Origin of the sequence: Lysinibacillus sp. FSL M8-0355 (assembly GCF_038008985.1) — a bacterium.
GTDB lineage: Bacteria > Bacillota > Bacilli > Bacillales_A > Planococcaceae > Lysinibacillus > Lysinibacillus fusiformis_D.
Genome location: NZ_JBBPAI010000001.1, coordinates 915,726 through 941,589 on the forward strand (window position 1 = coordinate 915,726; position 25,864 = coordinate 941,589).

Below are 25,864 nucleotides of genomic sequence, written 5' to 3' on the forward strand. Positions count from 1 at the left end.
GGGTGCAAAGGTGATTGACACAGTGCAGCCTTCGAAAAGTGCTTCTCGGGGGAGAGAGACGCTCATAAAGAAACGAACCCCGCTCAAAGACTAGAAAAGAAATCTTCTCGCACATCTTAAAGGATTTCCAAAATCAAAAAGCACTCAGCACCACTCAATAAAGCGAAGAATTAAAACTCTTTACTAGTACCGATTTTCGCAAAGTGCTAGCTACCATAACACCTAAGATGGCCCCGATGGTACTTGATGTTAAAAAGGCTGGCATGAAGAATAATGCGGCTACGGATGTCTCCATAAGCAATTTTGCATAGGGTACGGCAATAAGTGAAGCTAAAATACCAGTGCCAAAAACTTCGCCGAATCCTGCTAGCCATGATTTTCTACTGTATTTGTAGGCAAGGGCCGCACACAATGCTCCAATGACGCTACCAGGAATCGCTAAAAGAGAGCCTGTACCAGTAAAGATACGAATGATGGCTGTCACAAAGGCAACTAGAACTGTTGGCACGGGTCCTAGTATAATAGCTCCTATTACGTTAACAGCATGCTGAACGGGGTAGGCGCGTGCGATGCCTGTTGGTATGGATACAAAGGTAGATCCTGCTACAGCAATCGCTACTAATAAAGCCATGATTGTCATTTTACGAATTGACATAAGGTTCACTCCTCTTGAATAAAATCATGAGGGAAATTAAAAGGCCGCTTCCTTTAAACAATAGGAAGCGGCCTTGCATAGACAATGACAATAGCAAGTAGCGCCACTTCCCTCCGCTAGTATGAACTAGATCAGGTTCAAAGGGTCCGTACATCATCATATACGTCTCAGCCTTTTAAAGGCTCCCCCAGTGGTAAATATCATTCAATTTTATTAACCAACATTAATGTAACATAATGTTAAAAATAGTCAATGATTTTTCTGACTATTTCGTATCAGGATGCATTAGATGAGGTGCTTTTTTCAATGTCCAGATGAGTGCAAGGAAGAAGCAGGCTAATAATATGATAGATCCGAAAATATATGGACTGTTCATATTCCAGTCAAATAGTAAACCTGCTAAGGCTGGTCCAATCATATTGCCAAGGCTCATGTAAGCATTATTCAAGCCCGCAGCAAACCCTTGTTCTTTCTCTGCAAGCTTTGAAATTAGTGTATTTACAGCAGGACGAATTAGTGTTGTTGCTGTAGAGAAAATAGTTGCTACAACTAATATAAGAGCGAAGCCAGATACAAACAATATTAAGAAAATAGCAACAGATGCAATAAATAAATTGACTAACACAACTTTCATTTCACCAAAGCGATTAAAAAGTGGTGTAATCACAAACATTTGTACAACTACCCCAAAAGCACCACCGACAACTAAAATAATCGCAATATCTACGGGTGTGTAATTAAACTTTTCTGTCACAAATAATGACAAGGTTGTTTGGAAGTTGGCAATTCCGAACGAGAACACGAGCATGATAATGAGCATAACGAAATAAGGCATATGTATGGAACGAGCCATTTGCTTCGCCAGATTTTCTTGCTTTTGCTTGTCATGTGAAGTGTTTGGTTTAGTAGATGGTAATAAAAAATAAGATAAAACAGATGCAAGTATGGCAGCAACTCCTGCCGTGAAAAATGGAAAATGTAAACTAACCTTTGCTAAGAAACCACCTATTCCTGGCCCTATCATAAAGCCCAGTGACATAGCAGCACCCAACATACTCATACCTTTTCCACGTTCCTCGTAGGTAGTAACGTCAGCTACAAATGCCATAATAGGAGGTGCAACAAATGCGGAACCTAGACCGCCTAAAAAGCGTGCTAAAAATAGCATCCAGACGTCTGTGGCTAGGCCAAAACCGATTTGTGCAAGACCTGTCACAATAAGACCGAAAATAATTAAATTTTTCCGACCATACTGATCCGAAAGATTCCCAGCAATTGGAGAAAATACGAATTGAGCTAAGGCGAACGTTGCAATTAGCATACCTAGAACTTGTCCTGCTGCACCAAAAATTTTTAAATACTCTGGCATGACAGGAATAATAATTCCAATACTCCCCATTGCGATAAACATATTAAACATTAAAATATATAAAGCCGCCTTATTGGACTTCTGCTGGGTCATCGAATGAACCCCCTTTTTATAATCAAATATACTAAAGTCTATCATAAGATATCCTATCATCATATCGGTTGAAAGTCTGAAATGAAACATACCTGCTAGTGCAGCAATACCAATCCACGATGTAGAAAACAATAAACAGACAATAGGTGAAGTGCTGCCAAAAGCAGGAAGATAATAGAGAAAGATCTATCGACAAAATAAAAATTCATCGATAGACCTTTATATGCTTTAACGAATACTCATTTTAAATTCTAAAAACAATTCATTATATTTCCCTAAATAGTCTGGTCCTAAATTTTTGTAAACTTCTAATGTATCGCGTTGTTCTTCAGAAGGATAGTAGCGTTCATCAGAAACAACTTCTTCATCCATTAAGTCCATAGCAGCGATATTAGGCGTAGAGTAGCCTACATAATCGGCATTTTGTGCACCCGATTCAGCACTTAGCATGAAATTGATAAAGGCATGGGCACCGTCGATATTTTTCGATGTTTTAGGGATGACCATATTATCGAACCATAAATTCGAGCCTTCCTCAGGTACAGCAAAGTCTAGCTCCTCATTTTCATACATCATATCTGCTGCTTGCCCAGACCAAGTAAGGGCTACAGTGGCCTCATTGTTGATCATTAATGGTGTAATTTCATCTCCAATGATGGCTTTTACATTTGGTGCAAGTGTGATTAATTTATCAGTAGCCTCACGTAGTTCCTGATTGTCTAGTGAATTCAAGGAATATCCGAGACTGTTTAAGCCCATTCCAATGACTTCACGAGCACCATCCACTAAAAAGACTTTTCGTTTTAAGGATGGATCCCATAAATCATCCCAAGAAGAGAAATCTAAATCTCCCACAAGGCTTGGATTGTAGACAATGCCTACTGTTCCCCAGAAATAAGGGACCGAATATTTATTGTCATCATCGAATGGTAAATCTAAAAAGTAAGGATCGATATTTTTAAAATTAGGGATTTTTGTTTTATCTAAAGGAATCAATAAATTTTCTTCCTTCATTTTTTCTATCATATACTCAGATGGAACGGCAATATCATATGCTGTTCCACCTTGTTGAATTTTGGTCATCATCGCTTCATTGGAATCAAATGTCTCGTAGATGACATGAATGCCTGTTTCTTTTTCAAATTGTTTCAACAAGTCAGGATCAATATATTCTCCCCAGTTAAAGATTGTTAACGTGTCTTTTCCACTTTTACCGCCGCCTGCACTTAAGGCGTCAGCCGCATAGAATAAAAGGGCTGAAACAACAAGGATGGCGATGGTAGCTTGAATTAATGACTTCATCGTTGTCCCTCCATTCTTTTACTCGTACGACTTGTAATGAAATAATAACCAACAACGACTAACACCGTAACAAAGAATACCAAACCAGAAATAGCATTAACCGTTAAAGAAATACCTGCACGGGCCATGGAGTAGATTTCTACAGATAATGTGCTGAAGCCATTACCCGTTACGAAAAATGTCACGGCAAAATCATCTAAAGAATACGTAAGGGCAAGGAAGAAGCCCGCAAAAATCCCTGGTTGAATATAAGGAAGAATGACACGCATCATAATATCCTTTTTCGTAGCCCCTAAATCTAATGCTGCATCGATTAATGATTTATTCATTTCTAGTAGTTTAGGTAAAACCATTAGAACAACAATCGGTACACTAAATGCGACATGGGCTAACAAGACAGACGCAAAGCCAAGCTTAATGCCAACCATTGTAAATAAAATTAAGAAGCTAGCACCAATAATAACGTCTGGGCTGACGATTAAGACATTGTTTAAGGATAGTAAAGTATTGCGCATTTTTGAATCCTTGACAGTCACAATACCGATTGCACCTAGTGTGCCAATAATAGTAGAAATCAAAGCAGAAAGTAATGCCACGATTACAGTATTAATTAATATAACAAGAAGACGTGAATCTTCAAAAACAGCTTTATAATGCTCTAAAGTAAAGGATTCAAAGTGATTCATGGAGCCACCACTATTGAACGAGTAAAAGATTAAATAGAAGATGGGAGCATACAGAACGATAAAAACAATCGTTAAATAGACTTTAGCTGATGCAGATAGTTTGTTCATCGTACGCGACCTCCTTTATCTTTTTGTCCCGTAACAAGCATAATAATCACCATGAATAAAATTAAGAACACAGCAATAGTAGAACCCATCCCCCAATTTTGTGTTACAAGAAATTGCTGTTCAATCGCTGTACCAAGCGTGATGACGCGATTTCCGGCAATTAAGCGTGTAATCATAAACAGGGATAGCGCTGGAATAAAGACAACTTGAATTCCAGATTTAACGCCATCCATTGTTAATGGTAAAACGACACGGCGAAAAGTTGTAAAAGCAGAGGCACCTAAATCGCGTGCTGCATAAATAAGCGTCGGGTTTAATCGATCTAAGGAGTTGAAGATCGGTAAAATCATAAACGGAATAAAAATATAGACCGATACAAAGACAAAGCTAATATCCGTAAAGAGCATTTGCTTAGGATCGAAGCCAAATACTTCAATAAATGCATTAATTGGTCCATATAATCCAAAGATGCCGATAAAGGCATATGTTTTTAACAATAGATTAATCCAAGAAGGAATAATGATGAGCAGAAGCCAAAGCTGTTTATGCTTTGTCTTCGTTAAGAAATAAGCAGTTGGGTATGAAATTAATAAAGTAAAGAATGTAATTAAAAAGGCATACCAAAACGAGCTCAATGTCATCTTTAAGTAAACAGAAGTAAAGAACGCTTTATAGTTATCGAGCGTGAAATTGCCATGTAAATCAAGTAGGGAATAATAAACAACGAGGGCAATCGGCGCGATAACGAAAAAGGCAATCCATAACACATATGGAAATAACGCTGATTTCGATGTCTTAGTTTGCATCTTCATCGTCTCCATACGATTCTAATCGTTTATCGAACTCTTCCTCAGTTTCATTTAAGCGCATTACGTGAATAGCCTCAGGATCAAAGCCTAAGCCAATTTCTGTCCCTACTTCTGCTTTTTTCAATGAATGGACTAGCCATTCATTGCCATCCTTATCGTACGTCGATAATTCATAATGTACGCCTCGGAATAATTGTGTATCCACTTTCACCACAAGTTTCCCTTTATCGATAGTTGTCATTTCTAAATCTTCTGGTCGAATAACAATATCAATTTTTTCATTTGGTTTCATCCCTTGGTCGACACATTCAAAAATTTTGCCAGCAAATTCAACTTTGAAATCTTCAATCATCACACCTGGTACAATATTAGATTCACCAATAAAGTCAGCCACGAAGCGGTTAATCGGTTCATCATAAATATCCACTGGCGTACCTGATTGTTGAATTTGTCCTTCACTTAAAACAAAAATCTCATCACTCATAGCAAGTGCTTCTTCTTGATCATGTGTAACAAAGACAAAGGTTTTGCCAAGACGTTGCTGTAATTCACGCAATTCATACTGCATTTCAGTACGTAGCTTTAAGTCTAATGCGGAAAGTGGCTCATCCAGTAAAATGACTTCAGGGTCATTAACAATGGCACGCGCAATCGCCACACGCTGACGCTGCCCACCAGACATTTCAGAGATTTCACGGTTGCTGTAGCCTGCCAAATTGACAAATTTTAATGCCTCAGCCACACGTTCCTTTATTTCATTTTCAGGCAGCTTTTTAATGCGTAGTCCAAATGCGACATTTTCGAAAACATTTAAATGAGGAAATAGCGCATAATCTTGAAAAACAGTATTGACCTGACGTTCATTTGCAGGTACTGCATTAATTTTTTTATCGTGGAAAAATATATCTCCAGTCGTTGGTTCTGTGAAACCAGCAATAATTCGTAAAATGGTTGTTTTTCCACAACCAGATGGACCAAGAAGTGTATAAAATTTACCTTTTTCAAGCTCCAAGTTGATATTCTTTAAGACGACGGTACCGTCACTATAAGACTTTGAAACATTTTCAAAGCGGATAATGGAATTCGTTGTCATTGATGCGCCTCCTTAAGCTATAAATAAGAATCTGTTGCAACGAGTAAAATTTTAGTTTCATCTGCATGTGCATTGAAAATTTGATGATGATCTGTCGCGTCAAAATAAAGAGCATTGCCCTCACTTGCGATATACTGTTCATTCCCTAAAACAAGACGAATACGTCCTTTGACAACATAAATAAATGTTTCTGAGAGCGACGGCTCAAATTGCTTGAATTCGCCATCAGCAGCAAAGGTTAAGAAAATGGGTTCCATCTCTTTTTCGTTAGATGTAGGGATTAGCCATTGAATTTCATAATTTTTTTCTTCATCTGTATAGATAGATTGGTCTTCTTCTGTATAGACAACCTTTTGTTCAGGTGAGTCATCATCAAAAAAATCTTTAGGTGTTGAACCTAACACTTCCAAAATAGAAAATAATGTTTCAATAGAAGGTGAGTTTAAATCACGTTCTAATTGGGAGATATAACCTTTACTTAAATCTGTACGTTCTCCAAGTTCCTCTTGGGTAAGACCTTTTTTTAAACGAAGCGCTTTAATTTTTGCTCCTATTTGCATCTTTTCCCTCCTAGAAGAAGTTTAGCAATCATAAACTTTTGAAATACGAAGTTTACTTTAACGAAACTTTTAGTTTACTAAAACCATTACAATTATACATAATAATTTTTTTTTTGCAATCATTTTTCGTGAAAAAAATAGCTATAAAATGTTAAAAAAACAGGCATAAAGAAAATGGAGAAAAATTTTGTATAGGGTAGAATATTTTTGTTAAAAATAGTGAATAAATAGGCTGTAGCAGTCATTTCATTTGTGGATTTGACGATTTCTTGTCATGCCACTTCAAACGTACAAACGAGCGGAGTTTACTTGTTTGAAAAACTGCGGTTACTCTGCTATCGTAGAAGATGAGTTCGCTTGTGCGAATGGAATATATAAACTACATATTTATTCGGAGGGATTTATTATGGCAGAACGCATGGTAGGTAAACAAGCACCTGACTTTACAATGGAAGCAGTACTTTCAGACAAATCATTTGGTAAAGTATCATTAGAAGATATTAAAGCACAAGACAAATGGACAGTTCTTTTCTTCTATCCAATGGATTTCACATTTGTATGTCCAACTGAAATCACTGCGATGAGTGATCGTTATGACGAGTTCGAAGACTTAGATGCAGAAGTAATCGGTGTTTCTACAGACACAATCCACACTCACTTAGCATGGATTAACACAGACCGCACTCAAAATGGTCTTGGTGAATTAAAATACCCATTAGCTGCAGATACAAACCACCAAGTTTCGAAAGAATATGGTGTTTTAATTGAAGAAGAAGGTATCGCATTACGTGGTCTATTCATCATCAACCCAGAAGGCGAATTAAAATACCAAACAGTATTCGATAACAACATCGGCCGTGATGTTGATGAAACGTTACGTGTACTTCAAGCACTTCAAACTGGTGGTCTTTGCCCAGCAAACTGGCGTCCAGGTCAAGCAACTCTATAATCTAAATAGAGTCGAGTCATTATGGAACAAATTAAGAGTCCCCACGACAAGTTTGTGGGGACTTTTAACTGAATTTTTGTTTTTGAGAAGGGTTTTCAATTGTTATCGAACTAGTTGAAAACAACCTATATATTAGAGGAGGATTTTTATGAAACTTCGTGAACAAATGCCTGAGCTAGTAGGTGCAACGACTTGGTTAAATGGGGAAGTAACAAAAGCTGAATTAGTAGGCGAGAAACCAACATTAATCCACTTTTGGTCAGTAAGCTGTCATTTATGTAAAGAAGCAATGCCGGACGTCAACAATTTCCGTGATCAATTTAAAGATGAATTAAATGTTGTAGCAGTACATATGCCGCGTTCTGAGGCAGACACTGATTTAGATACAATCAAAGCAGTAGCAGCAGAACATGATATTGTGCAACCAATCTTTGTAGATAGTGAAATGAAACTAACAGATGCTTTTGAAAACCAATATGTACCAGCATATTTTGTGTTTGATAAAGATGGTCAGCTGCGTCATATGCAAGCTGGAGGAAGTGGCATGAAAATGCTAGAAAAGCGTGTCAATCGCGTGCTAGATGAGATGCGTAACGCTGAATAATAAAAAGAAGTTTAGACGGGGATCAAGATCCTCGTCTTTTTTGTTATCCAACATTGACGAATAGACTCTTGTTTTAACAATACATATGATAAAGAATAAGCTACAATGATGGTATAGTAGTTTTCGGAGGGATTTTTTATGATGAAAAAAGAGTTTGCGGTCATAGGGCTTGGACGTTTTGGAGGAAGTATTGTTCGTGAATTAATGAGTCAGGGTGCACAGGTGATGGCAATTGACCATTCTTCAGAGCGTGTAGATGAATTTGCCTCCATTGCTACCCAGGCTGTCATTGCAGATTCAACTGATGAATCGGTACTGAATTCATTAGGTATCCGTAATTTTGAGCATGTTATTGTAGCAATTGGTGAAGATATTCAGGCGAGTATATTAACAACGATTATTTTAAAGGAAATTGGTGTTGAGCAAATTACAGTAAAGGCTCAAAATGACTATCATGAAAAAGTTTTACGTAAAATTGGTGCAGATTTTGTCGTCCATCCTGAGCGAGATATGGGGATTCGTATTGCTAATAATATGTTATCTAATACAGTGCTAGATTATTTAGAGCTTTCGGATGAACATTCAATTATGGAGTTAAAGGCAAATGACGCGATTGCAGGATACTCCATTATGGATTTAGATATTCGAGCAAAATATGGCATTAACATTGTAGGAATCAAGCGTGGAGCTGATATTATCGTGTCTCCACAAGCAAGTGATAAGATTTTACTAGGAGATATTATGCTTGTGATAGGTGCTGACGTTGATATAAATCGCTTTGTTAAAAAGGCATTGAATGGGTAATGGCAAATGACTAAACGAAGATGGAGATTTGTTATTTTTGCCGCTGTTTTACTAATTGGTGCTTTTATCATGCAATATCGAGAAAAAAATGAAGATGAGGCAATCTCCTTAATTTTAGATCATGCCACAGAAATCGATGCAATTGAATTATTGCAAGGGGACCAATCTTTATTGCAAGCTACAGGAGATGAAGCAAAAGACTTTATAGAGAAACATCCATTAAGTCATGTAAGAGATCTTTCTAAAAAGGAAAGAACAATTTTTGAAGAAGAGCCAGCTTATCATATTGTTTATAAAATGAAAGAAAAGCCTCTTTATGAGGTGGAAATTTTAGAGGTAGCCATTCGTTCTGAGCTTGATGAAGAATTGCAACAAATGGTCTTCACCGTTGGCGATACACAATATTTGGTTTATTGGGCCAATGAGAAAAAAGCCCTCGAACAATCAACCAATACACAACGGTTACTCGAACAATTCGGACAATAACGCAAGTAGTGATTCAGCAATAAGGGCTGGTCACTACTTTTTTTATAAAAGTGGAAAGTAATATTTGGAAAAAATGTTTGATTTCTGTCTGATGGTTGAATTACACTTTGCATAAAGAAGGAGGTAGAAAAATGCAGTTTATAACAAGTAACTGTGTGATAGAGCCATTACAACCAGAACATTACAAAGCTATACATATGCTTTACTCCAATGGACAAGTTAGAACCTATCTTGGAGGTGTGCCACAGGACAGCTATATAGAGGCATCCTTTAAAGGTATGCTAGCAGCACCATTTCCTAATACATATTTATATATATCATTAAAGACGACAGGTGAATTTATTGGACTTGTTTCTATCGATGAATACCATGATAAAGAGTTATATGAGCTTTCCTATCAATTTTTACCACAGTATTGGGGAAAGGGGCTAGCTTTTGAAGTCCTTACAGCGGTGATGGAGGAGGGCCTGAATTATTTAGATATATCATCGATTGTGGCAGAAACACAAACTGCTAATAAGGCATCTTGTCACTTACTCGAAAAGTTAGGTATGCACAAAGTACAGGTGTTAGAAAGATTTGGTCATGAACAAGCCCTGTACGAAATAAGGAAAAATCATAAAGGGTCAAGATAAATTATTGCACGATCAGCAGGCATTTATCGCTAACTATATTTTGCATCAAATGAACGAATCAAAATATGTTTTATTCCAACAGCAAGTAATGATGCCCAGGGGTATAGTGAGAAGTTTTATTCAGCATTCCATCATTGTGAAGCAACACATTTTTTTGCAAAAGGATATGGGTGACAAAAATATTCGAGGAAAATACTTGACCAGCATATTATCTATGTAGGTGGGGATTACAAGTTTTCTAGTTGAAAAATGGCAACAATATCGTTTCCATGAAGTATTAAAGGAGGCTTATCAAAAAGGAATTGTATTAGCTGGCATCGGCGCAGGGGCAATGTGTTGGTTTGAAAAGTGCTATAGTGAAAATACAAACAATGACTATGAGGGATATAACGGCTTAGGGATATTGCCAGAAACATATTGTCCCTACTAGGAGGATCAGGAAAGAGGATTGATATTTGATAGCTGTCTAGAAAAGACTATACACTCAATAATGAAGAGATACTCCATTTTAGGAATGAAAAATTAGTGGCTAAAATTCAAACCTATTAGAAGGGATGTAGAAAAATGCGAGTTCCACAAAAACTATCAATTGGTGATGAGATACGAGTCATTGCTCCAAGTCGAAGCGCCAATCTTGTAAAAGTAAGGCAAACGAAAACCATACTGGAGAAATTAGGGTTTAAAATTTCATTTGGCCAACATATTTTTGAATGTGATTTACAGCAGTCTGCATCTATAGAGCATCGAGTGGCGGATATACATGAGGCATTTCGTGACCCTCAAGTAAAAGCGATACTAACAGCACTTGGCGGATACAACTGTAATGAGATTTTACCGTATTTAGATTATCAAATGATCGCTGAAAACCCGAAAATACTTTGCGGGTTTAGTGATATTACGGCTCTGGCTACAGCCATTACAAAAAAATGTGGCTTTATCACTTATTCAGGACCTCATTTTTCTAGCTTTCGTATGGAGCAAGGACAGGCGTATCAGCTATCTTACTTTCAAAAGTGTTTAATGGGAAATGCTCCGTTTCCTCTAACTGCGTCTAAAGTTTGGAGCGATGATACATGGTATATAGATCAGGAAAAACGCCATTTTGAAGAGGCTAGTTGGAAGGTCTATTCAGAAGGGGAGGCAAGTGGGCAGCTTTATGGTGGGAATTTATGTACACTCAATTTATTGCAAGGAACACCTTACATGCCTGATCTAGCGAATTGTATATTATTTTTAGAAGACGATGAGCTTGTCAATCCTGCCATTTTTGCACGTGATTTAACGTCTTTATTACAATCAACTACGCAAATAAAGGGAATGGCAATAGGTCGATTTCAACGAGCTTCTGATATGACAGAAGAACAATTGCATTTTATTTTAGATAAACACCCAAGATTACAAACTATTCCTGTATTTTATGATGTGGATGTTGGTCACACACAACCGATTTTGACATTTCCTATCGGTGGGAATATCTACATGAATACAAAAGAACGAATAATGCAGATTACTAAATTTTAAAGAGAGAGGAACTTTACATGCTAATACGAGAAGCAACACGCAAGGATAGTACACAGATTATAGCTGTTACGACAAATGCAGAGGCATCCAATCTTATGCTATTTGGCCCAGGTGAGCGAAAATTAGAGCCCGAGCAATTTGGAAGCTATATTGAAAAGCTATATCATAGCCACCATTCAGCTTTATTCGTGGCGGAAATGGAACAAAAGATTGTTGCTTATTTAATTTTACAGGGCAATGAACCATCTAGAATTGCTCACCGTGCTTATCTTGTAATAGGCATACATAGTGACTATCGAGGAAGGAAAATAGGGACGGCATTATTTAATCATGTAGAGGATTGGGCAAAAGTTAATGGTATCCATCGTTTAGAGTTAACCGTTATGGAAAATAATGAGGCTGGAATTGCTTTATATAAGAAAATGGGATTTGACATAGAGGGAATAAAGCGAAATTCCTTATATGTAGATGGTCAATATATCAATGAATATTATATGTCAAAGCTATTATAATTTGATAGGGAGAGGAATGTACGTATGACGACACAGATCAATATCGGCATTTATTCACCATCCTCACCAGCAACGGTGACGGCGTTGAAACGTTATGAACGTGCCAAATTGTTTCTAGAAGAGAAAAACCTTCAAATCGTAACAGGTTCTCTTACTGGCAAATCAGATTATTATCGCTCTGGTTCACCAAAGAAACGTGCGGAAGAATTAAATGAATTACTACGCAATCCAGATGTGAATATCATTATGTCTACAATCGGAGGGACAAATGCCAATAGTATGCTGCCCTACATTGATTATGAGGCGTTTCGTCAACAGCCCAAAATAGTCGTAGGTTATTCGGATGCAACAGCCATTTTACTTGCTCTTTATGCAAAGACAGGTATAGCAACTTTTTATGGTCCAGCGTTTGTCCCTTCTTTTGGCGAGTTTGAACCATTAGTAAATGACACCTTCAAGTTTTTTGAGGATTATTTCTTTAAACCGCAAGCACTACCTTATGAAATGCCAATGCCCTCTTACTGGTCAGATGAACCTGTTAACTGGCTCGAGAAGACGGTCGATAAAAAGCTCAAGAAAAATGAATGGTTAACAATTCAGGAAGGGGTTGTAGAAGGTAGGTTAATTGGCGGCAATGTAAATGCAATGTACGGTTTTATTGGCACGCCTTATTTCCCTGAAATTTTGGAAGGTGACATTTTATTAGTGGAGGACTGCTTAAAAAATGCTGCTATTGTTGAAAAGAATTTTGCTATGCTGAAATTGCATGGTGTCTTTAATAAAGTAAGGGGCATTATTTTGGGCAAACATGAATGCTATGATGATTTAGGAACGGGCAGACAACCCTATGATATTCTACTTGAACAGTTGGATGGAATAGAGATACCTCTATTAGCAGAGGTGGATATTTGCCATACACATCCTATGCATCCAATAGCGATAGGGAAACGAGTAAAGCTAGATGCAACAGCTAAAAAGATATATTGTGTAGAAAAATGGTTGTCATGATAAAGTCTTGCATATGGAGCAAGGCTTTGTTTGCTAAAGATTTCTATAATCATCATCAGTGATGGCGTACATTTTCACATTTTGGTATTTTCCTTTAACAAACATACTTTTGCGTAAAATTCCTTCAAATTGCATGCCTGATTTCTCCATAACCTTTTAAGAGGCTATATTTTCTTCAAAACATCGTGCTTGAATACGTACTAAATTTATTTCCTTAAAGCCAAAGTCAATCAGTTTTTTTTTGTTGCTTCTGTAGTGAATCCTTTATTCCAATAATCCTCCGAAAGTACATAACCAATTTCTGCATATTGATGTGTGTTGCTAATCGTAACAAAATCGATTGTACCAATTAGTGTACTTCGATGCCCAAAAGTAAGAGATTACCTTGCTGATAGCCATTTAATATTCGTTTTAAAAAAGCTTTAGTATCCTCTAAACTTGTATGGGCCTGCCACGTCACATAGCGTGCCACATTTTCGCGAGAAGCGTAATCATACATGGCCTCTAAATTTAGTGGAGCAATAGGTCTTAAAAGTAGCCTTTCAGTTTTCAAAATAGGTATTGCATGTTTCATTTATTTCCCTCTTTAAATTACTATATGAAAAAGTCGACCCAATTTCCTAATACATTGGGTCGACTTTTTATCTTAATATCCTTAAAAGCTGTCTGGTGAAAAATCCTGCTAGCTTCACTTTATGGATAACGTTTAGCAGTAGCTGAGGAATCCTTTGTGTTGGATTTATGTTGTTCGTCTTTCACTTTTTCATTCAGTTCTTCAACAGGTATTGGATCGACTGTTTTCATATCCTCGTGTTGATCGAAAATGCTTTTTTTATCTGTATCCAGTACATCAGGGTTGTTTGTATAACGAGTTTTCGCTTGTTTTTTTTCAGTCATTCATTATCACCTCTTACTATAAGCTTTCACTTTTTTACTAGAGTTTAAACATATTAGTTTTAGGTGATATGTGGACTAATCGTTTGTTGGCTTACCAGCAGCTAACAAGACTTTACTTCCAAGTAAGAAAAATCCTTGAATGAAAAGTAATATTCCTGTCCCTATTAGTAGCCATTCGATGGCAATTATATCAGCTATTGGACCAAAAATAAGCATACCTAAAGGCATCATAGAGGTAGAAATCATGCTAAGAATACCAAATACTCGCCCCATATAATCACTTTCTACTTTTTCTTGTAATAACACCGTTGCGGGTGTATTAAAGATTGGCATAGCTATTCCTGTAACAGCCATTATCACGAGATACAGCCAAAAAACAGGAATAATTCCAAGAGCCATTGTACAAAGACCAAATAACAAAGCAGATAATGTCATGGTATGCACTTTATTTTTAAAGCCACCCCATGTCGCGATGGCGATACCACCGATTAACATACCAATGGCAAAGGCCATTTCGATGGCAGTCAAACGCCATACATCATCGCCAAAGCTACGTGTAACTTGCAAAGGTGTTAAAAAGGCAGCAGGTGCAGCGAGCAACATGAAAAAGGCAAAGAACAAGAATAATTGTTTTAAGAAAGCATGCTCTTTAATGTAGATGAAGCCTTGTTTCATATCACTAAAATAGCTTGTTGTCTGTGGTTGATTCGCTTTGGCATGTGCAGGAATATGCAGAAATAATAAGAAGATGGTGATGGCAATAGCAGCTGTCGTCACATCAATAAAGAAAATGGATTCGATTGAAGCCATCGTTAATAATGCCCCACTTGCCATGGGTGCAAGAATCATGATAAAAGCTTGAATACTACTGTTTATCCCATTGACCTTCATTAAATGCTCTTCAGGCACAAATTGCGGTAAAATAGCGCCTACAGCAGGTGTTTGAATACCTGCACCAACTGCACGTACCGCTGATATAACAAATAATAGCCAGAGCTCATCATAGCCAGTTAAAAATAAAATAGCTAAAATTAACGTGGATAAGGCAATCATGCCATCTGCCAAAATAATAAGCCATTTACGATTGTAGCGATCTGCCCAAACACCAGCAATTGGTGCTAAGAAGAAGGTCGGTACAAAACCGCAAATAATCGCAATGGTCATCATGATGCCTGATTGCGTTGTAAGTGTGATATACCATGTAATGGCATATTGCACTAGAGCAGAGCCAAAAAGTGAAATGGTTTGACTGCTTAAAAAAAGTATCGTATTGCGTTTCCAATGATCCAAATTCGTCATCCCTTTCTAACAGTAGTGCCTGTGTGGAAAGTTGAAAGACAACAAAAAAGAGGGGGTGTTGCAGTCCCCTCTCTTCCTGTATTCCTAAAACAGACTAGACTAATCCCATTTCCCTTGCACAGCAGGCAAAGTGTACACATATTTAGTTAATAATGTGAAATCGTAGTCTGATTGAAGCTGTCATTAGGAATACCCTCCGTTCTATATAAGTTGTGTTGATTGTAGCATAAAGTTTATCTGCGCGTAAAGAACGAATCAAACACCTTAACATTTTAGGACCAGAGCTAATAACAAGGGAAATGATAGTAAAATAACAAATTGCCGAGAAAAGCATTTCACCGCTCTCTTGGCTGTTTTTTTGTTTTGATTATACAGATTTTAGAATCAACTAAAGTATTTGATAAAATGAATGACAACAAAAAGTATCATTTAATAGTGCTATTAATTTATAGATTTTAAGCTGCTTCTTCTTAAATAGACGGAAATACTTATGACCGCATTATTTCATTCATCCAGTGAAGTATCTTTGGAGACGTGCATTTAGCGAGAACCTATCATATACTAAAATAGAAAAATAGCAAATGGAGGAAATATGAGAAAGAATAATAGTAAATGGAAACTTATCACTTTTGTCGCGATGATTTTTGTGTTATGCCTATCGACAATTCCTGAAAAGACAGCGATGGCAAGCACGACACAGCCGAAAAGGGAAATGCGGGCTGTCTGGATTTCAACGGTTCTTAATATTGATATGAAAGCGGGTATGACTAAGGAGCAGTATACAGCTTGGACACGCCAAACATTGGATCAATTAAAAGCCAGCAAATTGAATACAGTTATTTATCAAGTAAGGCCAACAAATGATGCAATGTATGCGTCTGAGCTAGCGCCATGGTCATCCTACATAACAGGGAAAAAGCAAGGTACAAATCCTGGTTACGATCCTCTTGCAATTATGGTAGAGGAAGCACATAAACGAGGGATGGAGCTGCATGCCTGGATGAATCCTTATCGTGTAACAATGTCTGGACAAAAACTAACAGACCTTGCTGCCGATAATGTGGCAAGAACCCATCCAAACTGGGTTGTCAAATATGGCAAACAATATTATTTAAATCCTGGTTTACCAGAAGTACAAGACTATTTAGTGGAAACAGTAAGAGAGCTAGTAGCCAATTACGATATTGATGCAGTCCATATGGATGATTATTTTTATCCATATAAAATTGCAAATGAAGTCTTTCCAGATCAAGCAGCTTTTAAAAAATATGGTGGTTCCTTTAAAAAGGTGGAAGATTGGCGACGAGATAATGTCAACCAACTTGTAGAAAATCTATACACAGCCATTAAAGATACAAAACCATATGTTCAATTTGGTATTTCTCCATTTGGCGTATGGCGCAATAAATCACTGGACAAAACAGGAAGCGATACGCGAGCTGGTGTCAATAATTACGATGATTTATATGCAGACGTCAGAACATGGATTCAAAATGGCACGATTGATTACATTACACCACAAATTTATTGGTCAAGAACATTAGCTGTTGCGAAATATGGGACATTGCTAGATTGGTGGAGCCATGAGGTACAAACATATGCAAAAACACACCCTGTTCATCTATACATTGGACTTGCTGATTACAAAGTTGGCAATGACAGTGATGCAGCATGGAAAAACAAAATGGAATTACCAAGTCAAATACTAGCGAATCGTTCGGAAAAGGTAGCAGCCAAAGGGCAAATGCACTTCTCCTTAAAAAGTATTCAAAACAATAAACTGGGCTATGCAACGATTGTTAATCAACAACTATATAATTATACAGCACTGACACCAGGTACAACTTGGGATGATGACACTAGGCCGAATAAGCCGACTTTTGTACAAGTGACAAAGGGAGCGACTGGTCGCAAAATTGACATTATAGACGAAAATGAAACACAACCACGCAAGTATGTCATTTATCGTTTTGCAGGGAACAAAGAGGGTTCTTATAATGATCCTCAAAATATAGTGGATGTTGTTTATAATATGGATGGCATCACTGAATTTGTGGACAAGACAGCTCTTGCTAAGCAAAGCTACACATATGGCATTACGGCTGTATCTGCTGCAGGTGTGGAAAGCAAGGAAGTTTTTGTGGTGAAAGATAATCAGTAAATAGCTTATGATAAAAAAACAGCTACTCACGCAATATAACTGCATGAGTAGCTGTTTTTTATTAATTTTCTTCAATATCTTTACGGTTTTTCTTTAACATTTTAGACAGCATTTCATAGACAATTGGTACAACAACTAATGTTAATAGTGTTGAAGATAGTAAACCACCAATTACAGTAATAGCTAAGTCTTTCGAAATTAAACCACTGCCACCAGAACCAAGTGCCATTGGAATCATTGCCCCGATTGTGGCAATGGCTGTCATTAGGATTGGACGTAAACGTGTTGCTCCTGCTTCGAGGATCGCTTCACGCATGGCAAGACCATCATGTTCCATATGAATGATGCGGTCGACTAATACGATGGCATTGGTTACGACGATACCAATCAACATCAACAGACCCATCATTACAGATACAGAAATAGTTTGACCTGTAACGAATAAACCAATAAATGCTCCAATTACGGCGAATGGTAGGGAGAATAGAATAGCGAATGGAGCTAAACCTTCTCCAAATGTTACTACTAAGATGAAGTAAACAATGGCAATTGCCGCTAACATAGCAATACCAAGCTTAGTGAATGTTTCTTGCATATCGGCAGCAACACCCGCAACACCAGTTGTAACACCTTTTGGTAAATCTAATTTATCAATTTTCTTATCAGCAGCAGAAGTGGCTTTTGAAATATCGTCTCCGATAATCGTACCAGATACAGTTGCAAAGTATTCACCTTTTGAACGAGATAACGAGTTAAGTGTCGTACCTTCCTCGACATCAACTAATTCACCGATTGTCATGGTTGTGCCTAAAGCCGTTTTAATTTCAGTAGCTAAGACATCATCTAAGGAAGTAGCAGCTGCTTTAGCATCACGTTGAACGATCACATCAATATCTTTACCATCATTTTTAACTGTAGTTAATACTTCTTTTGTTGTATTCGAATTTAATGCCATCACGATTTGAGCTGTTGTTAAACCATATTGTAGGACATTTTTTTGTTCTACTTTTAGTACATGCTCTACGTATGGATCTTCGTTATCAGATTTAATATCTTCTAAGCCATCCACTTCTTTTAGGACACCTTCTACTTGTTTCACAGCATCTCGAAGTTTATCTAAGTCATCACTATATAATGTGTAGCTGACTTCGTTTGAAGACATAGACATAGAAGAGAAGTTTTGAGACTTCCATTCTCCTGATTGACCGATGTTGAATACATAGTCTTCTACTTCTTCACGAGCTTTAGGGAAGTCTTCCATATCTGGATCAAAGATAAGGTACATTAAGGCACCACCAGCGCCTCCACCCATCATCATTGCTGATGGATCAACATTATTTGCATCCGTTATGGAAACTTGTAAAATATTAACGTCTTTACGCTTCATTAATTCTTTTTCTACTTTTTCAACATTCGCTGCCGTTTCATCAGCTAGTTCTCCAGTTGAAGGAGTATACGTTAAGTACATTACTTTTTCTTCTTGTGATCCCATGAAACTAAAGCCAATAAGTGGTGTTAATGCAAGAGAACCAGCAAGTAGGGCAATCGCAATGATAGAAGTAATAATTTTGTGATTTAATGTTTTTTCTAAAATACCTCTGTACCAAGTAGCAAGTTTCCCAACTTCTTTATGTTGGCTTTCTGTTTTCTCACCGTATAATTTTTTACGGAATAAGAAGTGAGATAATGCAGGTACGATGGTGATAGCTACTAATAGTGATGCACCTAGTGCAAATGTCATTGTTAGGGCGAATGGCATGAATAATTCGCCTACCATACCACCTACGAAAATTAGTGGGGCAAATACCGCTACCGTTACTAATGTAGACGAAAGAATTGGTTTAAACATTTCAATCGTTGCTTCACGAATAAGGGCACGACCCGTAAGTTTTTCTTGTTTTAAGTGAATGCGTCGATAAATATTTTCAACAACTACGATCGAGTCATCGATCACACGCCCAATTGCGACGGTAATCGCTCCAAGTGTCATAATGTTGAGTGTGATATCCATCCAGTTTAATAGCAGTAATGCCATGAAGACAGAAACTGGGATAGAAATAATTGAAATAATAGTTGATTTGAAATCGCGTAGGAATAGTAAAATGATTAAGACTGCAATAGCGCCACCAAATACTGCTTTTTCGATCATTGTAAATACAGAATCTTCAATTGGGGCTCCTTGGTCAAGGGAAATATCTACATTTAAGCCGTCTAATCGTTTTTCTTCATCTTTAATAAGGTCTTTTACTGCATTAACAACTGTTACCGTATTCGCATCCTGACCTTTCACGATTTGAATGGCGATGGCATCTTGCCCATTTGTACGTGAAACAGATTGTACTTTACCTTCTACTTCAATTTTTGCAATATCACCTAGACGAACGAAAGGTGAAGGATTTGTAGCTGAAGGTGTAACTGGAATTAATAAATCTTTTAGCTCATCAACAGATTGTACTTTACCATCTACTGAAACAGCCTGTTCGCCAACAGTAAACTGATATAAACCAAGTGACAGTGACATATCACTTGCCTGAATCATTTGTTTAACTGTATCCTCCGTTAAACCAAGTGCAGCCATTTTTTCTTCATCATATTTAAATGATACTTGTTCAATGTGCTGACCTGTGATGGTCGCAGAGGCAACACCATCAATTTTTTCAATTTTTGGAAGTAACACGTCTTCTACTGTAGAAGTTAAGTCTACAATATCTTCCTTAGAGCTACTTACAGATAAAGCAACTACTGGCATCATGTTCATGCTAATCGCCATAATAGTAGGCTCTTGAGCACCTTCAGGTAGTTTAAGATTATCTAAAGCTGCTTCTAATTGACGTTTCTTCTCATCCATATCAATTCCGTAGTCGTATTCTACTTGAACTTGTGCTACGTTGGAAGAGGATGTTGAGTAAACAGCTTTCACATCTTCTAAGCTTTCTATAGATTTTTCAAATGGAATGGAAAGCTCATTCATTACTTGTTCAGGCGTTGCGCCAGGATATACTCCCATGACAATTAAATATGGGATTGAAATATCGGGTATTGATTCCATTTTCATTCTTGTACCGGAATAAATACCAGAGACAGTGATGATAATTGTTAGTAACCAAACTGCCAATTTGTTTTTTAATACGAAATTAACTAAACCTTTCACCTTCACACCTACCCTTTATTGACTATCTAAATTCAATTATTTATACTAATGACTAATCGGTCATTTGTCAACGAAATGCATTAGGAGAGATTTAAAAATATGTTAAAAAAGCAATTAATTATGGAGAAAGCGATAGAGCTATTTTCTGAACAGGGTTTTGAAGCTACGTCAGTTCAACAAATTACAGAACGCTGTGGAATTTCTAAAGGTGCATTTTATTTATCCTTCAAAACAAAAGATGAGCTCGTTATTTCAATGGTGGATTACTATTTACAGCAGTTCATTACAGATATTGACCGAGTAGTCAGAGGAACCTATAGTAAAGAAACCGTATTGGTTGAATTTTATAAAAGCATCTTTCAAGCATTCAAAGCACATTCTACATCTGCTCGTGTGTTCTTTAACGAAAAGGTCTTTCTAACAAAAAAAGAGCTATTTCATAAAATAACAGCGTATGAAGCAGAAATGTCGAAATCAATCATCTATATGCTTGAACAACTTTATCAGGATAAATTACAAGAAACGAAATATGATGTGATGTATTGTATAAAAGGATTTATGAAGAGTTATGCTGAGCTTTTTATTTTTTCAGATATGCCACTAGATTTAGAGCAATTGGCAAAATCTTTAGCAGAGAAGACAGATATTATTGCACACCATACAACCATTCCTTTTATTACAGCAGATCTTGTGCCATTTATTGCAAAACCTTGTGAACAAGATGTTTCAAAAGATGCTTTACTACAATTATTGGAGCAAAATATTGATCCTACTGAGGATCCTATTGTAAAAGAATCCCTTATGCTATTGAGACAAGAAATAGAAAATCCTACTTACAGTAAAGCCATCATTAAAGGGCTAATAGAAAATCTACGTCAAGACACAGCCTATCATTGGATTGCTTATGTAAGCGCAAAATACTTTAATATTTAAACTACTGGATAGAATTGTTCACGTTATGTAGGTGAACAATTCTATTTTTTAGTGGGTGAGTGAGGGGACAGATTGCCAAGCCTCTAACCCACTATTAAAAGGGTCTTGAATCCATAATAGCCGTTCAAGAAAATCTTTGACTTCAATCGGTAATTTCAATTCTTGCTGCCAGGCTTGCTCTTTTCGTTTGCTTGGCTTGTAGTTTGAGTACAGTAAAAATAATAAAAAATGACCGACAAAATATAAATCGCTAATATGATTTTCTGCTCGTTTAGGATTTTCAATAGCAGAGAGGTCGATGTGCTTCTGATAAGTGGTAGCGAGACCAAAGTCAATAATATGCAATTGTTGATGGACTAGCAATATATTAGGAATACGTAAATCGCGATGAACAATACCATGATTGTGTAATTCAATAATTTGTTCTAAAAGTTGCTTTGTAATGGCAAGTGATTGAATAACTGTAAACTTGGCACCATCCTCAAAAATCAGTTGTTCAAAAGTTTGCCCATTGACATAGTCCATAATAAAAAATGGACTATCTTGAATCGTTCCTGTTGAATGGATGGTAGGAACATAGGGCAGTGAAACTTGTTGGAGTATGTGTATTTCTTGTTTAAATTTTTGGATGGTTTTCTTGTGGTGACGGTGTTTGGGACGCAAGCATTTTAAGACAAATAGCTTTGATGAACAATCCTCAATCAAATATGCACGACCATATGCACCATAGCCAAGCAATTTTTTAAAGGAGAAGTTGGGATGTTTGCCAATGTAATGTGCTACAGCCTGATCGAAGCCTTTTTCGGATAGTCGCTTCCACCACATTAACTGCTAAAGAAACTCATTGAGCTGAAAAGACTACGTGAGCTTTTACGAGAGCCACGTTTATAATGCTTATGACCATAATAATTATGTCGTTTAGAATACTTGCGACGGCTACTTGATGAAGAATAACGGCGTTTGGATTTACCATTGAGCAAGGAATGAAGAATTTTATCTAGCATAAAAAACGCTCCTTTAGATGTTGTTATAACTATATACGTAAAAATAAAAAAGGAGGTTTCAATATTTCAAAAATAAAAAAGAAGCTATGTAAACTTTACATAGCTTCTTCACAAGAGGTTAAACCTCCATAATAATCGGTAGAATCATTGGTCGACGTTTTGTCTTTTCGAATAGATACGGCCCTAAAACATCAGTTATTTCATTTTTCAATTCTGTCCATTGAGGTGTTTTGCCTTGAATCGTTGCATTCAGATGACGATTTAGCATTTTCTGTGCCTCGTTAATCATCGTACCTGATTCACGCATATAGACAAAGCCACGTGAAATGATGTCAGGACCTGAAACGATTTTTTGGTTTTCCATATCTACACTAACTACTACAATGACCAGACCTTCTTCAGAAAGGATGCGACGATCACGTAATACGATATTGCCGATGTCGCCAATACCATTACCATCAATATAAACATCTCCAGAAGGGATACGACCGGCAACATGCGCTTCATTGGCACTTAATGCCAACACATCACCGTTTTCCATCACAAATGTATTGTCGAGTGGAACATCGCAATCTTCTGCTAGATGTGTATGCATTTTTAACATACGGAATTCACCATGGATAGGCATAAAGAATTTAGGCTTCATTAAACGAAGCATCAGTTTTTGTTCTTCTTGTGAGCCGTGACCAGATGTATGGATATTGTTTAAAGCGCCGTGAATGACTTCTGCACCTGCGCGGAACAATAAATTGATAATTTTATTAACACTCACAGTATTACCTGGTACTGGGGAAGAAGAAAAGATAACCGTATCGCCAGGTTGTATTTGAATCTGACGGTGCGTACCATTGGCAATGCGTGATAGGGCTGCCATTGGTTCACCTTGAGAGCCTGTACATAAAATCATCACTTCGTTTGCAGGAAGTCGGTTGATACTTTGAGCATCGATAAATGTATCCTTTGGAGCGGTAATATAGCCAAGCTCACGACCAATGGTAATAGCATTGTCCATGGAGCGACCAAAGACAGCAATTTTTCTTCCGTATTTTATGGCAGCATCTGTGGCTTGCTGTAATCGGTGAATATTTGACGCAAATGTAGCAAAAATAATACGACTATCCACTTTACGGAAAATCTCATCGATACTCTTTCCAACTGTACGCTCTGACATTGTGAAATTAGGCTTTTCAGCGTTGGTACTATCTGATAGTAAGCAAAGCACGCCATCACGTCCAATTTCAGCCATCTTCGTTAAGTTGGCTGGCTCACCCACTGGTGTAAAATCAAATTTAAAGTCACCTGTGTGAACGATATTACCAGGTGGTGTTTTCACAACAACACCATATGCATCAGGGATACTGTGTGTTGTTCTAAAGAAGCTCACAGATGTTTTTCTAAACTTAATAACATCCTCTTCTTTAATTTCGATTAGCTTTGTTGTACGTAGCAAGCCATGTTCTTCTAATTTATTACGTAATAAGCCAAGTGCAAGCTTACCACCATAGACAGGGACATTTACTTGACGTAAAAGGTAGGGAATACCACCGATATGGTCCTCGTGTCCATGTGTAATAAACAGTCCTTTAATTTTGTCGACATTACGTACTAAGTACGTATAATCAGGAATAACATAGTCAATGCCGAGTAAATCGTCTTCTGGAAATTTAATGCCAGCGTCAATTAAAATGATTTCATCTTGAAATTGAACGCCGTAAGTGTTTTTGCCGATTTCGCCCAGTCCGCCGAGCGCGAAAACAGCTGCTTGGTCATTTTTAACAAACTTCATGTTTGTTAAATTTCCTCCAAGACGAAGTTCGGGCTTGCTTGTTCGTACTCTAAATAGTTACCTTCAAGCAGTTGAACGAACTCGATGTTGTAGTTACGGTCTTTTAGCTTTTGACGTACTTCGCGTTCTGAAGCAGCTTCAAGGTATAGACTTTTAGTGTTTTCGCGAACTGGAATCTCATTTGCATTTTCTTGATAATAAACTTTGTAAATCATAGTTTGCTCTCCTTTAATTGCGTACAATTTTCTTGCACCTTTGACTACTACCACACACGTGCTACAAGAAAACAACGAATTTCCTTCATAAAGCCTTCATAAAGAAATGTACGTTTGTAATTCTTGTATCTCAAAGCTTCAGTTGTGCACTATGTTTTAAATTTATATAGGAAGTAGTGAGACAGTGGTTGCGTATAGCCAAATAAATGCATTTCCTTTATATTATCACGCAGTTCCTCTAAAATAAAGAAAAGCCCTTCAAATAATGAAGGGCAAATGTTAGGCAATTGATTTTTTTCCGAGTACGCCACGAAGTTGCTTCAACAATTTCCGTTTTAGTTTCTTCAGCATGGCACATCACTCCTTAGGATCATTATAATAAAAATTATTGTCTATGTAAAGTCATTTACCTTGAAAGGATGCTATTTATGGAAATGGTTAATAAAATGAACAAAATTTTGTTTTTTGATGTAGATGGTACGCTTTATAACAGTGAAAAAAAATTACCTGCATCTGCAAAAGAGGCACTTTTGGCAGCACGTCGAAATGGCTATGAACTGGCAATTGCAACAGGACGAGCTCCGTTTATGATTGAGTCACTACTAGAAGAATTAGAAATTGATACGTATGTTACTTTCAATGGACAATATGTTGTATACAAGGGTGAAGTTGTCTATACAAATGGTATTGAAAAGGAAGAACTAGCAAAAATCATTGCCTTTGGTGAGGCTCGTAATGAACCAGTAGTATTTTTAGATGATAAACGTATGATTGCCTCTATTGGCGATCATCATATGGTAGCTGAGAGCTTAGATACACTGAAATATCCATATCCAGCATTAGACTCTTCTTATTATATGCAGAACAATGTATATCAAACACTTATTTTTATGGAAGAAAAAGATGAATCTTTATATTGTGAGACATTCCCAAATGTTCAATTCATACGTTGGCATCGCTATTCTTGTGATATTTTACCAAAAGGTGGCTCAAAGGCTGCTGGTATCGAAAAGGTGCTAGAAAGAATGGGCATCACTTTACAAGATGCTTTTGCTTTTGGAGATGGTATAAACGATATTGAAATGCTGCAAGCTGTTGGGACAAGTGTTGCCATGGGGAATGGCCATGAGCGAGTGAAGGCGGTGGCACATCATATTGCCGACCATGTAGATGAGGATGGTCTTGCAAAAATCATGCGCAAGCTAGCAATTATATAAAAAAAGC

General features: G+C 37.2%; 28 protein-coding genes and 1 riboswitch. Of the genes, 13 read left to right on the forward strand and 15 right to left on the reverse strand.

From position 1 onward, the window contains the following. Nucleotides 1-154 precede the first annotated feature (154 nt). The 7 genes from thiW to MKY46_RS04290 all read right to left on the reverse strand — a co-directional run bounded on the left by thiW (nucleotide 155) and on the right by MKY46_RS04290 (nucleotide 6,675). Nucleotides 155-655 (reverse strand): energy coupling factor transporter S component ThiW, encoded by a 501-nt coding sequence (thiW, locus tag MKY46_RS04260; RefSeq protein ID WP_036125547.1) that lies wholly within the window; start codon nucleotides 653-655, stop codon nucleotides 155-157. 91 nt (nucleotides 656-746) lie between these two features. After that, nucleotides 747-854, reverse strand: a riboswitch (TPP riboswitch). A 66-nt stretch (nucleotides 855-920) separates the two neighbouring features. Further along, entirely contained in the window at nucleotides 921-2,117 is a 1,197-nt protein-coding gene (locus MKY46_RS04265; RefSeq protein ID WP_036125545.1) for an MFS transporter, read from the reverse strand. 228 nt (nucleotides 2,118-2,345) lie between these two features. Continuing rightward, entirely contained in the window at nucleotides 2,346-3,419 is a 1,074-nt protein-coding gene (locus MKY46_RS04270) for an ABC transporter substrate-binding protein (protein ID WP_036125543.1), read from the reverse strand. Then, a complete protein-coding gene (locus MKY46_RS04275; RefSeq protein ID WP_036125540.1) occupies nucleotides 3,416-4,213 on the reverse strand; it encodes an ABC transporter permease in 798 nt (265 codons plus the stop codon). Before MKY46_RS04275 ends, MKY46_RS04270 begins: the two co-directional genes overlap by 4 nt. Then, nucleotides 4,210-5,019, reverse strand: coding sequence for an ABC transporter permease (locus tag MKY46_RS04280; protein WP_036125538.1), 810 nt, complete (start codon nucleotides 5,017-5,019; stop codon nucleotides 4,210-4,212). The genes MKY46_RS04275 and MKY46_RS04280 overlap by 4 nt, the downstream gene beginning before the upstream one ends. Then, on the reverse strand, nucleotides 5,009-6,115 hold the full coding sequence (locus MKY46_RS04285) for an ABC transporter ATP-binding protein (protein ID WP_036125536.1): 1,107 nt from the start codon (nucleotides 6,113-6,115) through the stop codon (nucleotides 5,009-5,011). Before MKY46_RS04285 ends, MKY46_RS04280 begins: the two co-directional genes overlap by 11 nt. Nucleotides 6,116-6,132: 17 nt before the next feature. Then, complete coding sequence (locus MKY46_RS04290) at nucleotides 6,133-6,675, reverse strand: helix-turn-helix domain-containing protein (RefSeq protein WP_036125534.1); 543 nt, start codon at nucleotides 6,673-6,675, stop codon at nucleotides 6,133-6,135. Between the two features lie 406 nt (nucleotides 6,676-7,081). Here MKY46_RS04290 and MKY46_RS04295 point away from each other — a divergent pair, with 406 nt between their 5' ends. The 10 genes from MKY46_RS04295 (at nucleotide 7,082) to MKY46_RS04340 (ending at nucleotide 13,194) form a co-directional block, all read left to right on the forward strand. Then, nucleotides 7,082-7,624, forward strand: coding sequence for a peroxiredoxin (locus MKY46_RS04295; protein WP_004224676.1), 543 nt, complete (start codon nucleotides 7,082-7,084; stop codon nucleotides 7,622-7,624). A gap of 148 nt (nucleotides 7,625-7,772) precedes the next feature. Further along, nucleotides 7,773-8,228: a TlpA family protein disulfide reductase gene (locus tag MKY46_RS04300; RefSeq protein WP_036125531.1), complete on the forward strand. Its 456-nt coding sequence runs from the start codon at nucleotides 7,773-7,775 to the stop codon at nucleotides 8,226-8,228. 141 nt (nucleotides 8,229-8,369) lie between these two features. Then, the gene (locus MKY46_RS04305) at nucleotides 8,370-9,032 is read left to right on the forward strand and encodes a potassium channel family protein (RefSeq protein ID WP_004224679.1); all 663 of its coding nucleotides are present in this window, start codon (nucleotides 8,370-8,372) and stop codon (nucleotides 9,030-9,032) included. A gap of 6 nt (nucleotides 9,033-9,038) precedes the next feature. Beyond that, on the forward strand, nucleotides 9,039-9,518 hold the full coding sequence (locus MKY46_RS04310; RefSeq protein WP_058843428.1) for a hypothetical protein: 480 nt from the start codon (nucleotides 9,039-9,041) through the stop codon (nucleotides 9,516-9,518). A 131-nt stretch (nucleotides 9,519-9,649) separates the two neighbouring features. Then, nucleotides 9,650-10,153, forward strand: coding sequence for a GNAT family N-acetyltransferase (locus MKY46_RS04315; protein ID WP_340833800.1), 504 nt, complete (start codon nucleotides 9,650-9,652; stop codon nucleotides 10,151-10,153). A gap of 72 nt (nucleotides 10,154-10,225) precedes the next feature. Then, nucleotides 10,226-10,327: a hypothetical protein gene (locus tag MKY46_RS04320; RefSeq protein WP_445299959.1), complete on the forward strand. Its 102-nt coding sequence runs from the start codon at nucleotides 10,226-10,228 to the stop codon at nucleotides 10,325-10,327. Between the two features lie 46 nt (nucleotides 10,328-10,373). Next, nucleotides 10,374-10,583 carry a Type 1 glutamine amidotransferase-like domain-containing protein gene (locus tag MKY46_RS04325; protein ID WP_230593895.1) on the forward strand — a complete coding sequence of 70 codons (210 nt, stop codon included), beginning with the start codon at nucleotides 10,374-10,376 and terminating at the stop codon, nucleotides 10,581-10,583. A gap of 134 nt (nucleotides 10,584-10,717) precedes the next feature. Continuing rightward, a complete protein-coding gene (locus MKY46_RS04330; protein ID WP_036125521.1) occupies nucleotides 10,718-11,674 on the forward strand; it encodes a S66 family peptidase in 957 nt (318 codons plus the stop codon). Nucleotides 11,675-11,691: 17 nt separating this feature from the next. Next, nucleotides 11,692-12,186 carry a GNAT family N-acetyltransferase gene (locus tag MKY46_RS04335; protein WP_036125519.1) on the forward strand — a complete coding sequence of 165 codons (495 nt, stop codon included), beginning with the start codon at nucleotides 11,692-11,694 and terminating at the stop codon, nucleotides 12,184-12,186. A gap of 24 nt (nucleotides 12,187-12,210) precedes the next feature. Then, complete coding sequence (locus MKY46_RS04340; protein WP_036125517.1) at nucleotides 12,211-13,194, forward strand: S66 family peptidase; 984 nt, start codon at nucleotides 12,211-12,213, stop codon at nucleotides 13,192-13,194. Between the two features lie 230 nt (nucleotides 13,195-13,424). On the opposite strand, the gene MKY46_RS04345 is transcribed toward MKY46_RS04340, so the two are convergent. The 4 genes from MKY46_RS04345 to MKY46_RS04360 all read right to left on the reverse strand — a co-directional run bounded on the left by MKY46_RS04345 (nucleotide 13,425) and on the right by MKY46_RS04360 (nucleotide 15,390). Continuing rightward, on the reverse strand, nucleotides 13,425-13,544 hold the full coding sequence (locus MKY46_RS04345) for a GNAT family N-acetyltransferase (RefSeq protein WP_340835632.1): 120 nt from the start codon (nucleotides 13,542-13,544) through the stop codon (nucleotides 13,425-13,427). Further along, nucleotides 13,544-13,768, reverse strand: a complete 225-nt coding sequence (locus tag MKY46_RS04350) for a GNAT family N-acetyltransferase (protein ID WP_329808676.1) — start codon at nucleotides 13,766-13,768, stop codon at nucleotides 13,544-13,546. The genes MKY46_RS04345 and MKY46_RS04350 overlap by 1 nt, the downstream gene beginning before the upstream one ends. A 119-nt stretch (nucleotides 13,769-13,887) precedes the next feature. Beyond that, a complete protein-coding gene (locus MKY46_RS04355; protein ID WP_036125515.1) occupies nucleotides 13,888-14,091 on the reverse strand; it encodes a hypothetical protein in 204 nt (67 codons plus the stop codon). Between the two features lie 75 nt (nucleotides 14,092-14,166). Then, on the reverse strand, nucleotides 14,167-15,390 hold the full coding sequence (locus MKY46_RS04360; RefSeq protein WP_036125512.1) for an MFS transporter: 1,224 nt from the start codon (nucleotides 15,388-15,390) through the stop codon (nucleotides 14,167-14,169). A gap of 592 nt (nucleotides 15,391-15,982) precedes the next feature. Here MKY46_RS04360 and MKY46_RS04365 point away from each other — a divergent pair. Then, nucleotides 15,983-17,551: a glycoside hydrolase family 10 protein gene (locus MKY46_RS04365; RefSeq protein WP_036125511.1), complete on the forward strand. Its 1,569-nt coding sequence runs from the start codon at nucleotides 15,983-15,985 to the stop codon at nucleotides 17,549-17,551. Nucleotides 17,552-17,612: 61 nt separating this feature from the next. Here the strand turns inward: MKY46_RS04365 and MKY46_RS04370 are convergent, their stop codons facing one another. After that, nucleotides 17,613-20,702 carry an efflux RND transporter permease subunit gene (locus tag MKY46_RS04370; RefSeq protein WP_058843430.1) on the reverse strand — a complete coding sequence of 1,030 codons (3,090 nt, stop codon included), beginning with the start codon at nucleotides 20,700-20,702 and terminating at the stop codon, nucleotides 17,613-17,615. 99 nt (nucleotides 20,703-20,801) lie between these two features. Between MKY46_RS04370 and MKY46_RS04375 the strand changes: the two genes are divergently transcribed. Further along, a complete protein-coding gene (locus MKY46_RS04375) occupies nucleotides 20,802-21,635 on the forward strand; it encodes a TetR/AcrR family transcriptional regulator (protein ID WP_340833801.1) in 834 nt (277 codons plus the stop codon). 48 nt (nucleotides 21,636-21,683) lie between these two features. On the opposite strand, the gene MKY46_RS04380 is transcribed toward MKY46_RS04375, so the two are convergent. The 3 genes from MKY46_RS04380 to MKY46_RS04390 all read right to left on the reverse strand — a co-directional run bounded on the left by MKY46_RS04380 (nucleotide 21,684) and on the right by MKY46_RS04390 (nucleotide 24,640). Then, complete coding sequence (locus MKY46_RS04380; RefSeq protein ID WP_340833802.1) at nucleotides 21,684-22,460, reverse strand: serine/threonine-protein kinase; 777 nt, start codon at nucleotides 22,458-22,460, stop codon at nucleotides 21,684-21,686. Nucleotides 22,461-22,757: 297 nt separating this feature from the next. Next, the gene (gene rnjA, locus MKY46_RS04385; RefSeq protein ID WP_036125500.1) at nucleotides 22,758-24,425 is read right to left on the reverse strand and encodes a ribonuclease J1; all 1,668 of its coding nucleotides are present in this window, start codon (nucleotides 24,423-24,425) and stop codon (nucleotides 22,758-22,760) included. A gap of 5 nt (nucleotides 24,426-24,430) precedes the next feature. Beyond that, nucleotides 24,431-24,640: a DNA-dependent RNA polymerase subunit epsilon gene (locus MKY46_RS04390; RefSeq protein WP_012293082.1), complete on the reverse strand. Its 210-nt coding sequence runs from the start codon at nucleotides 24,638-24,640 to the stop codon at nucleotides 24,431-24,433. 446 nt (nucleotides 24,641-25,086) lie between these two features. Here MKY46_RS04390 and MKY46_RS04395 point away from each other — a divergent pair, with 446 nt between their 5' ends. Then, nucleotides 25,087-25,857 (forward strand): Cof-type HAD-IIB family hydrolase, encoded by a 771-nt coding sequence (locus MKY46_RS04395; protein ID WP_036125558.1) that lies wholly within the window; start codon nucleotides 25,087-25,089, stop codon nucleotides 25,855-25,857. Nucleotides 25,858-25,864: the final 7 nt, after the last annotated feature.

What these genes read in the sequence shown, in the direction of transcription:
- thiW (WP_036125547.1), bottom strand. Translation starts at nt 655, where the DNA reads ATGTCAATTCGTAAAATGACAATCATGGCTTTATTAGTAGCGATTGCT.
- MKY46_RS04265 (WP_036125545.1), bottom strand. Translation starts at nt 2,117, where the DNA reads ATGACCCAGCAGAAGTCCAATAAGGCGGCTTTATATATTTTAATGTTT.
- MKY46_RS04270 (WP_036125543.1), bottom strand. Translation starts at nt 3,419, where the DNA reads ATGAAGTCATTAATTCAAGCTACCATCGCCATCCTTGTTGTTTCAGCC.
- MKY46_RS04275 (WP_036125540.1), bottom strand. Translation starts at nt 4,213, where the DNA reads ATGAACAAACTATCTGCATCAGCTAAAGTCTATTTAACGATTGTTTTT.
- MKY46_RS04280 (WP_036125538.1), bottom strand. Translation starts at nt 5,019, where the DNA reads ATGCAAACTAAGACATCGAAATCAGCGTTATTTCCATATGTGTTATGG.
- MKY46_RS04285 (WP_036125536.1), bottom strand. Translation starts at nt 6,115, where the DNA reads ATGACAACGAATTCCATTATCCGCTTTGAAAATGTTTCAAAGTCTTAT.
- MKY46_RS04290 (WP_036125534.1), bottom strand. Translation starts at nt 6,675, where the DNA reads ATGCAAATAGGAGCAAAAATTAAAGCGCTTCGTTTAAAAAAAGGTCTT.
- MKY46_RS04295 (WP_004224676.1), top strand. Translation starts at nt 7,082, where the DNA reads ATGGCAGAACGCATGGTAGGTAAACAAGCACCTGACTTTACAATGGAA.
- MKY46_RS04300 (WP_036125531.1), top strand. Translation starts at nt 7,773, where the DNA reads ATGAAACTTCGTGAACAAATGCCTGAGCTAGTAGGTGCAACGACTTGG.
- MKY46_RS04305 (WP_004224679.1), top strand. Translation starts at nt 8,370, where the DNA reads ATGAAAAAAGAGTTTGCGGTCATAGGGCTTGGACGTTTTGGAGGAAGT.
- MKY46_RS04310 (WP_058843428.1), top strand. Translation starts at nt 9,039, where the DNA reads ATGACTAAACGAAGATGGAGATTTGTTATTTTTGCCGCTGTTTTACTA.
- MKY46_RS04315 (WP_340833800.1), top strand. Translation starts at nt 9,650, where the DNA reads ATGCAGTTTATAACAAGTAACTGTGTGATAGAGCCATTACAACCAGAA.
- MKY46_RS04330 (WP_036125521.1), top strand. Translation starts at nt 10,718, where the DNA reads ATGCGAGTTCCACAAAAACTATCAATTGGTGATGAGATACGAGTCATT.
- MKY46_RS04335 (WP_036125519.1), top strand. Translation starts at nt 11,692, where the DNA reads ATGCTAATACGAGAAGCAACACGCAAGGATAGTACACAGATTATAGCT.
- MKY46_RS04340 (WP_036125517.1), top strand. Translation starts at nt 12,211, where the DNA reads ATGACGACACAGATCAATATCGGCATTTATTCACCATCCTCACCAGCA.
- MKY46_RS04350 (WP_329808676.1), bottom strand. Translation starts at nt 13,768, where the DNA reads ATGAAACATGCAATACCTATTTTGAAAACTGAAAGGCTACTTTTAAGA.
- MKY46_RS04355 (WP_036125515.1), bottom strand. Translation starts at nt 14,091, where the DNA reads ATGACTGAAAAAAAACAAGCGAAAACTCGTTATACAAACAACCCTGAT.
- MKY46_RS04360 (WP_036125512.1), bottom strand. Translation starts at nt 15,390, where the DNA reads ATGACGAATTTGGATCATTGGAAACGCAATACGATACTTTTTTTAAGC.
- MKY46_RS04365 (WP_036125511.1), top strand. Translation starts at nt 15,983, where the DNA reads ATGAGAAAGAATAATAGTAAATGGAAACTTATCACTTTTGTCGCGATG.
- MKY46_RS04375 (WP_340833801.1), top strand. Translation starts at nt 20,802, where the DNA reads ATGTTAAAAAAGCAATTAATTATGGAGAAAGCGATAGAGCTATTTTCT.
- MKY46_RS04380 (WP_340833802.1), bottom strand. Translation starts at nt 22,460, where the DNA reads ATGTGGTGGAAGCGACTATCCGAAAAAGGCTTCGATCAGGCTGTAGCA.
- rnjA (WP_036125500.1), bottom strand. Translation starts at nt 24,425, where the DNA reads ATGAAGTTTGTTAAAAATGACCAAGCAGCTGTTTTCGCGCTCGGCGGA.
- MKY46_RS04390 (WP_012293082.1), bottom strand. Translation starts at nt 24,640, where the DNA reads ATGATTTACAAAGTTTATTATCAAGAAAATGCAAATGAGATTCCAGTT.
- MKY46_RS04395 (WP_036125558.1), top strand. Translation starts at nt 25,087, where the DNA reads ATGAACAAAATTTTGTTTTTTGATGTAGATGGTACGCTTTATAACAGT.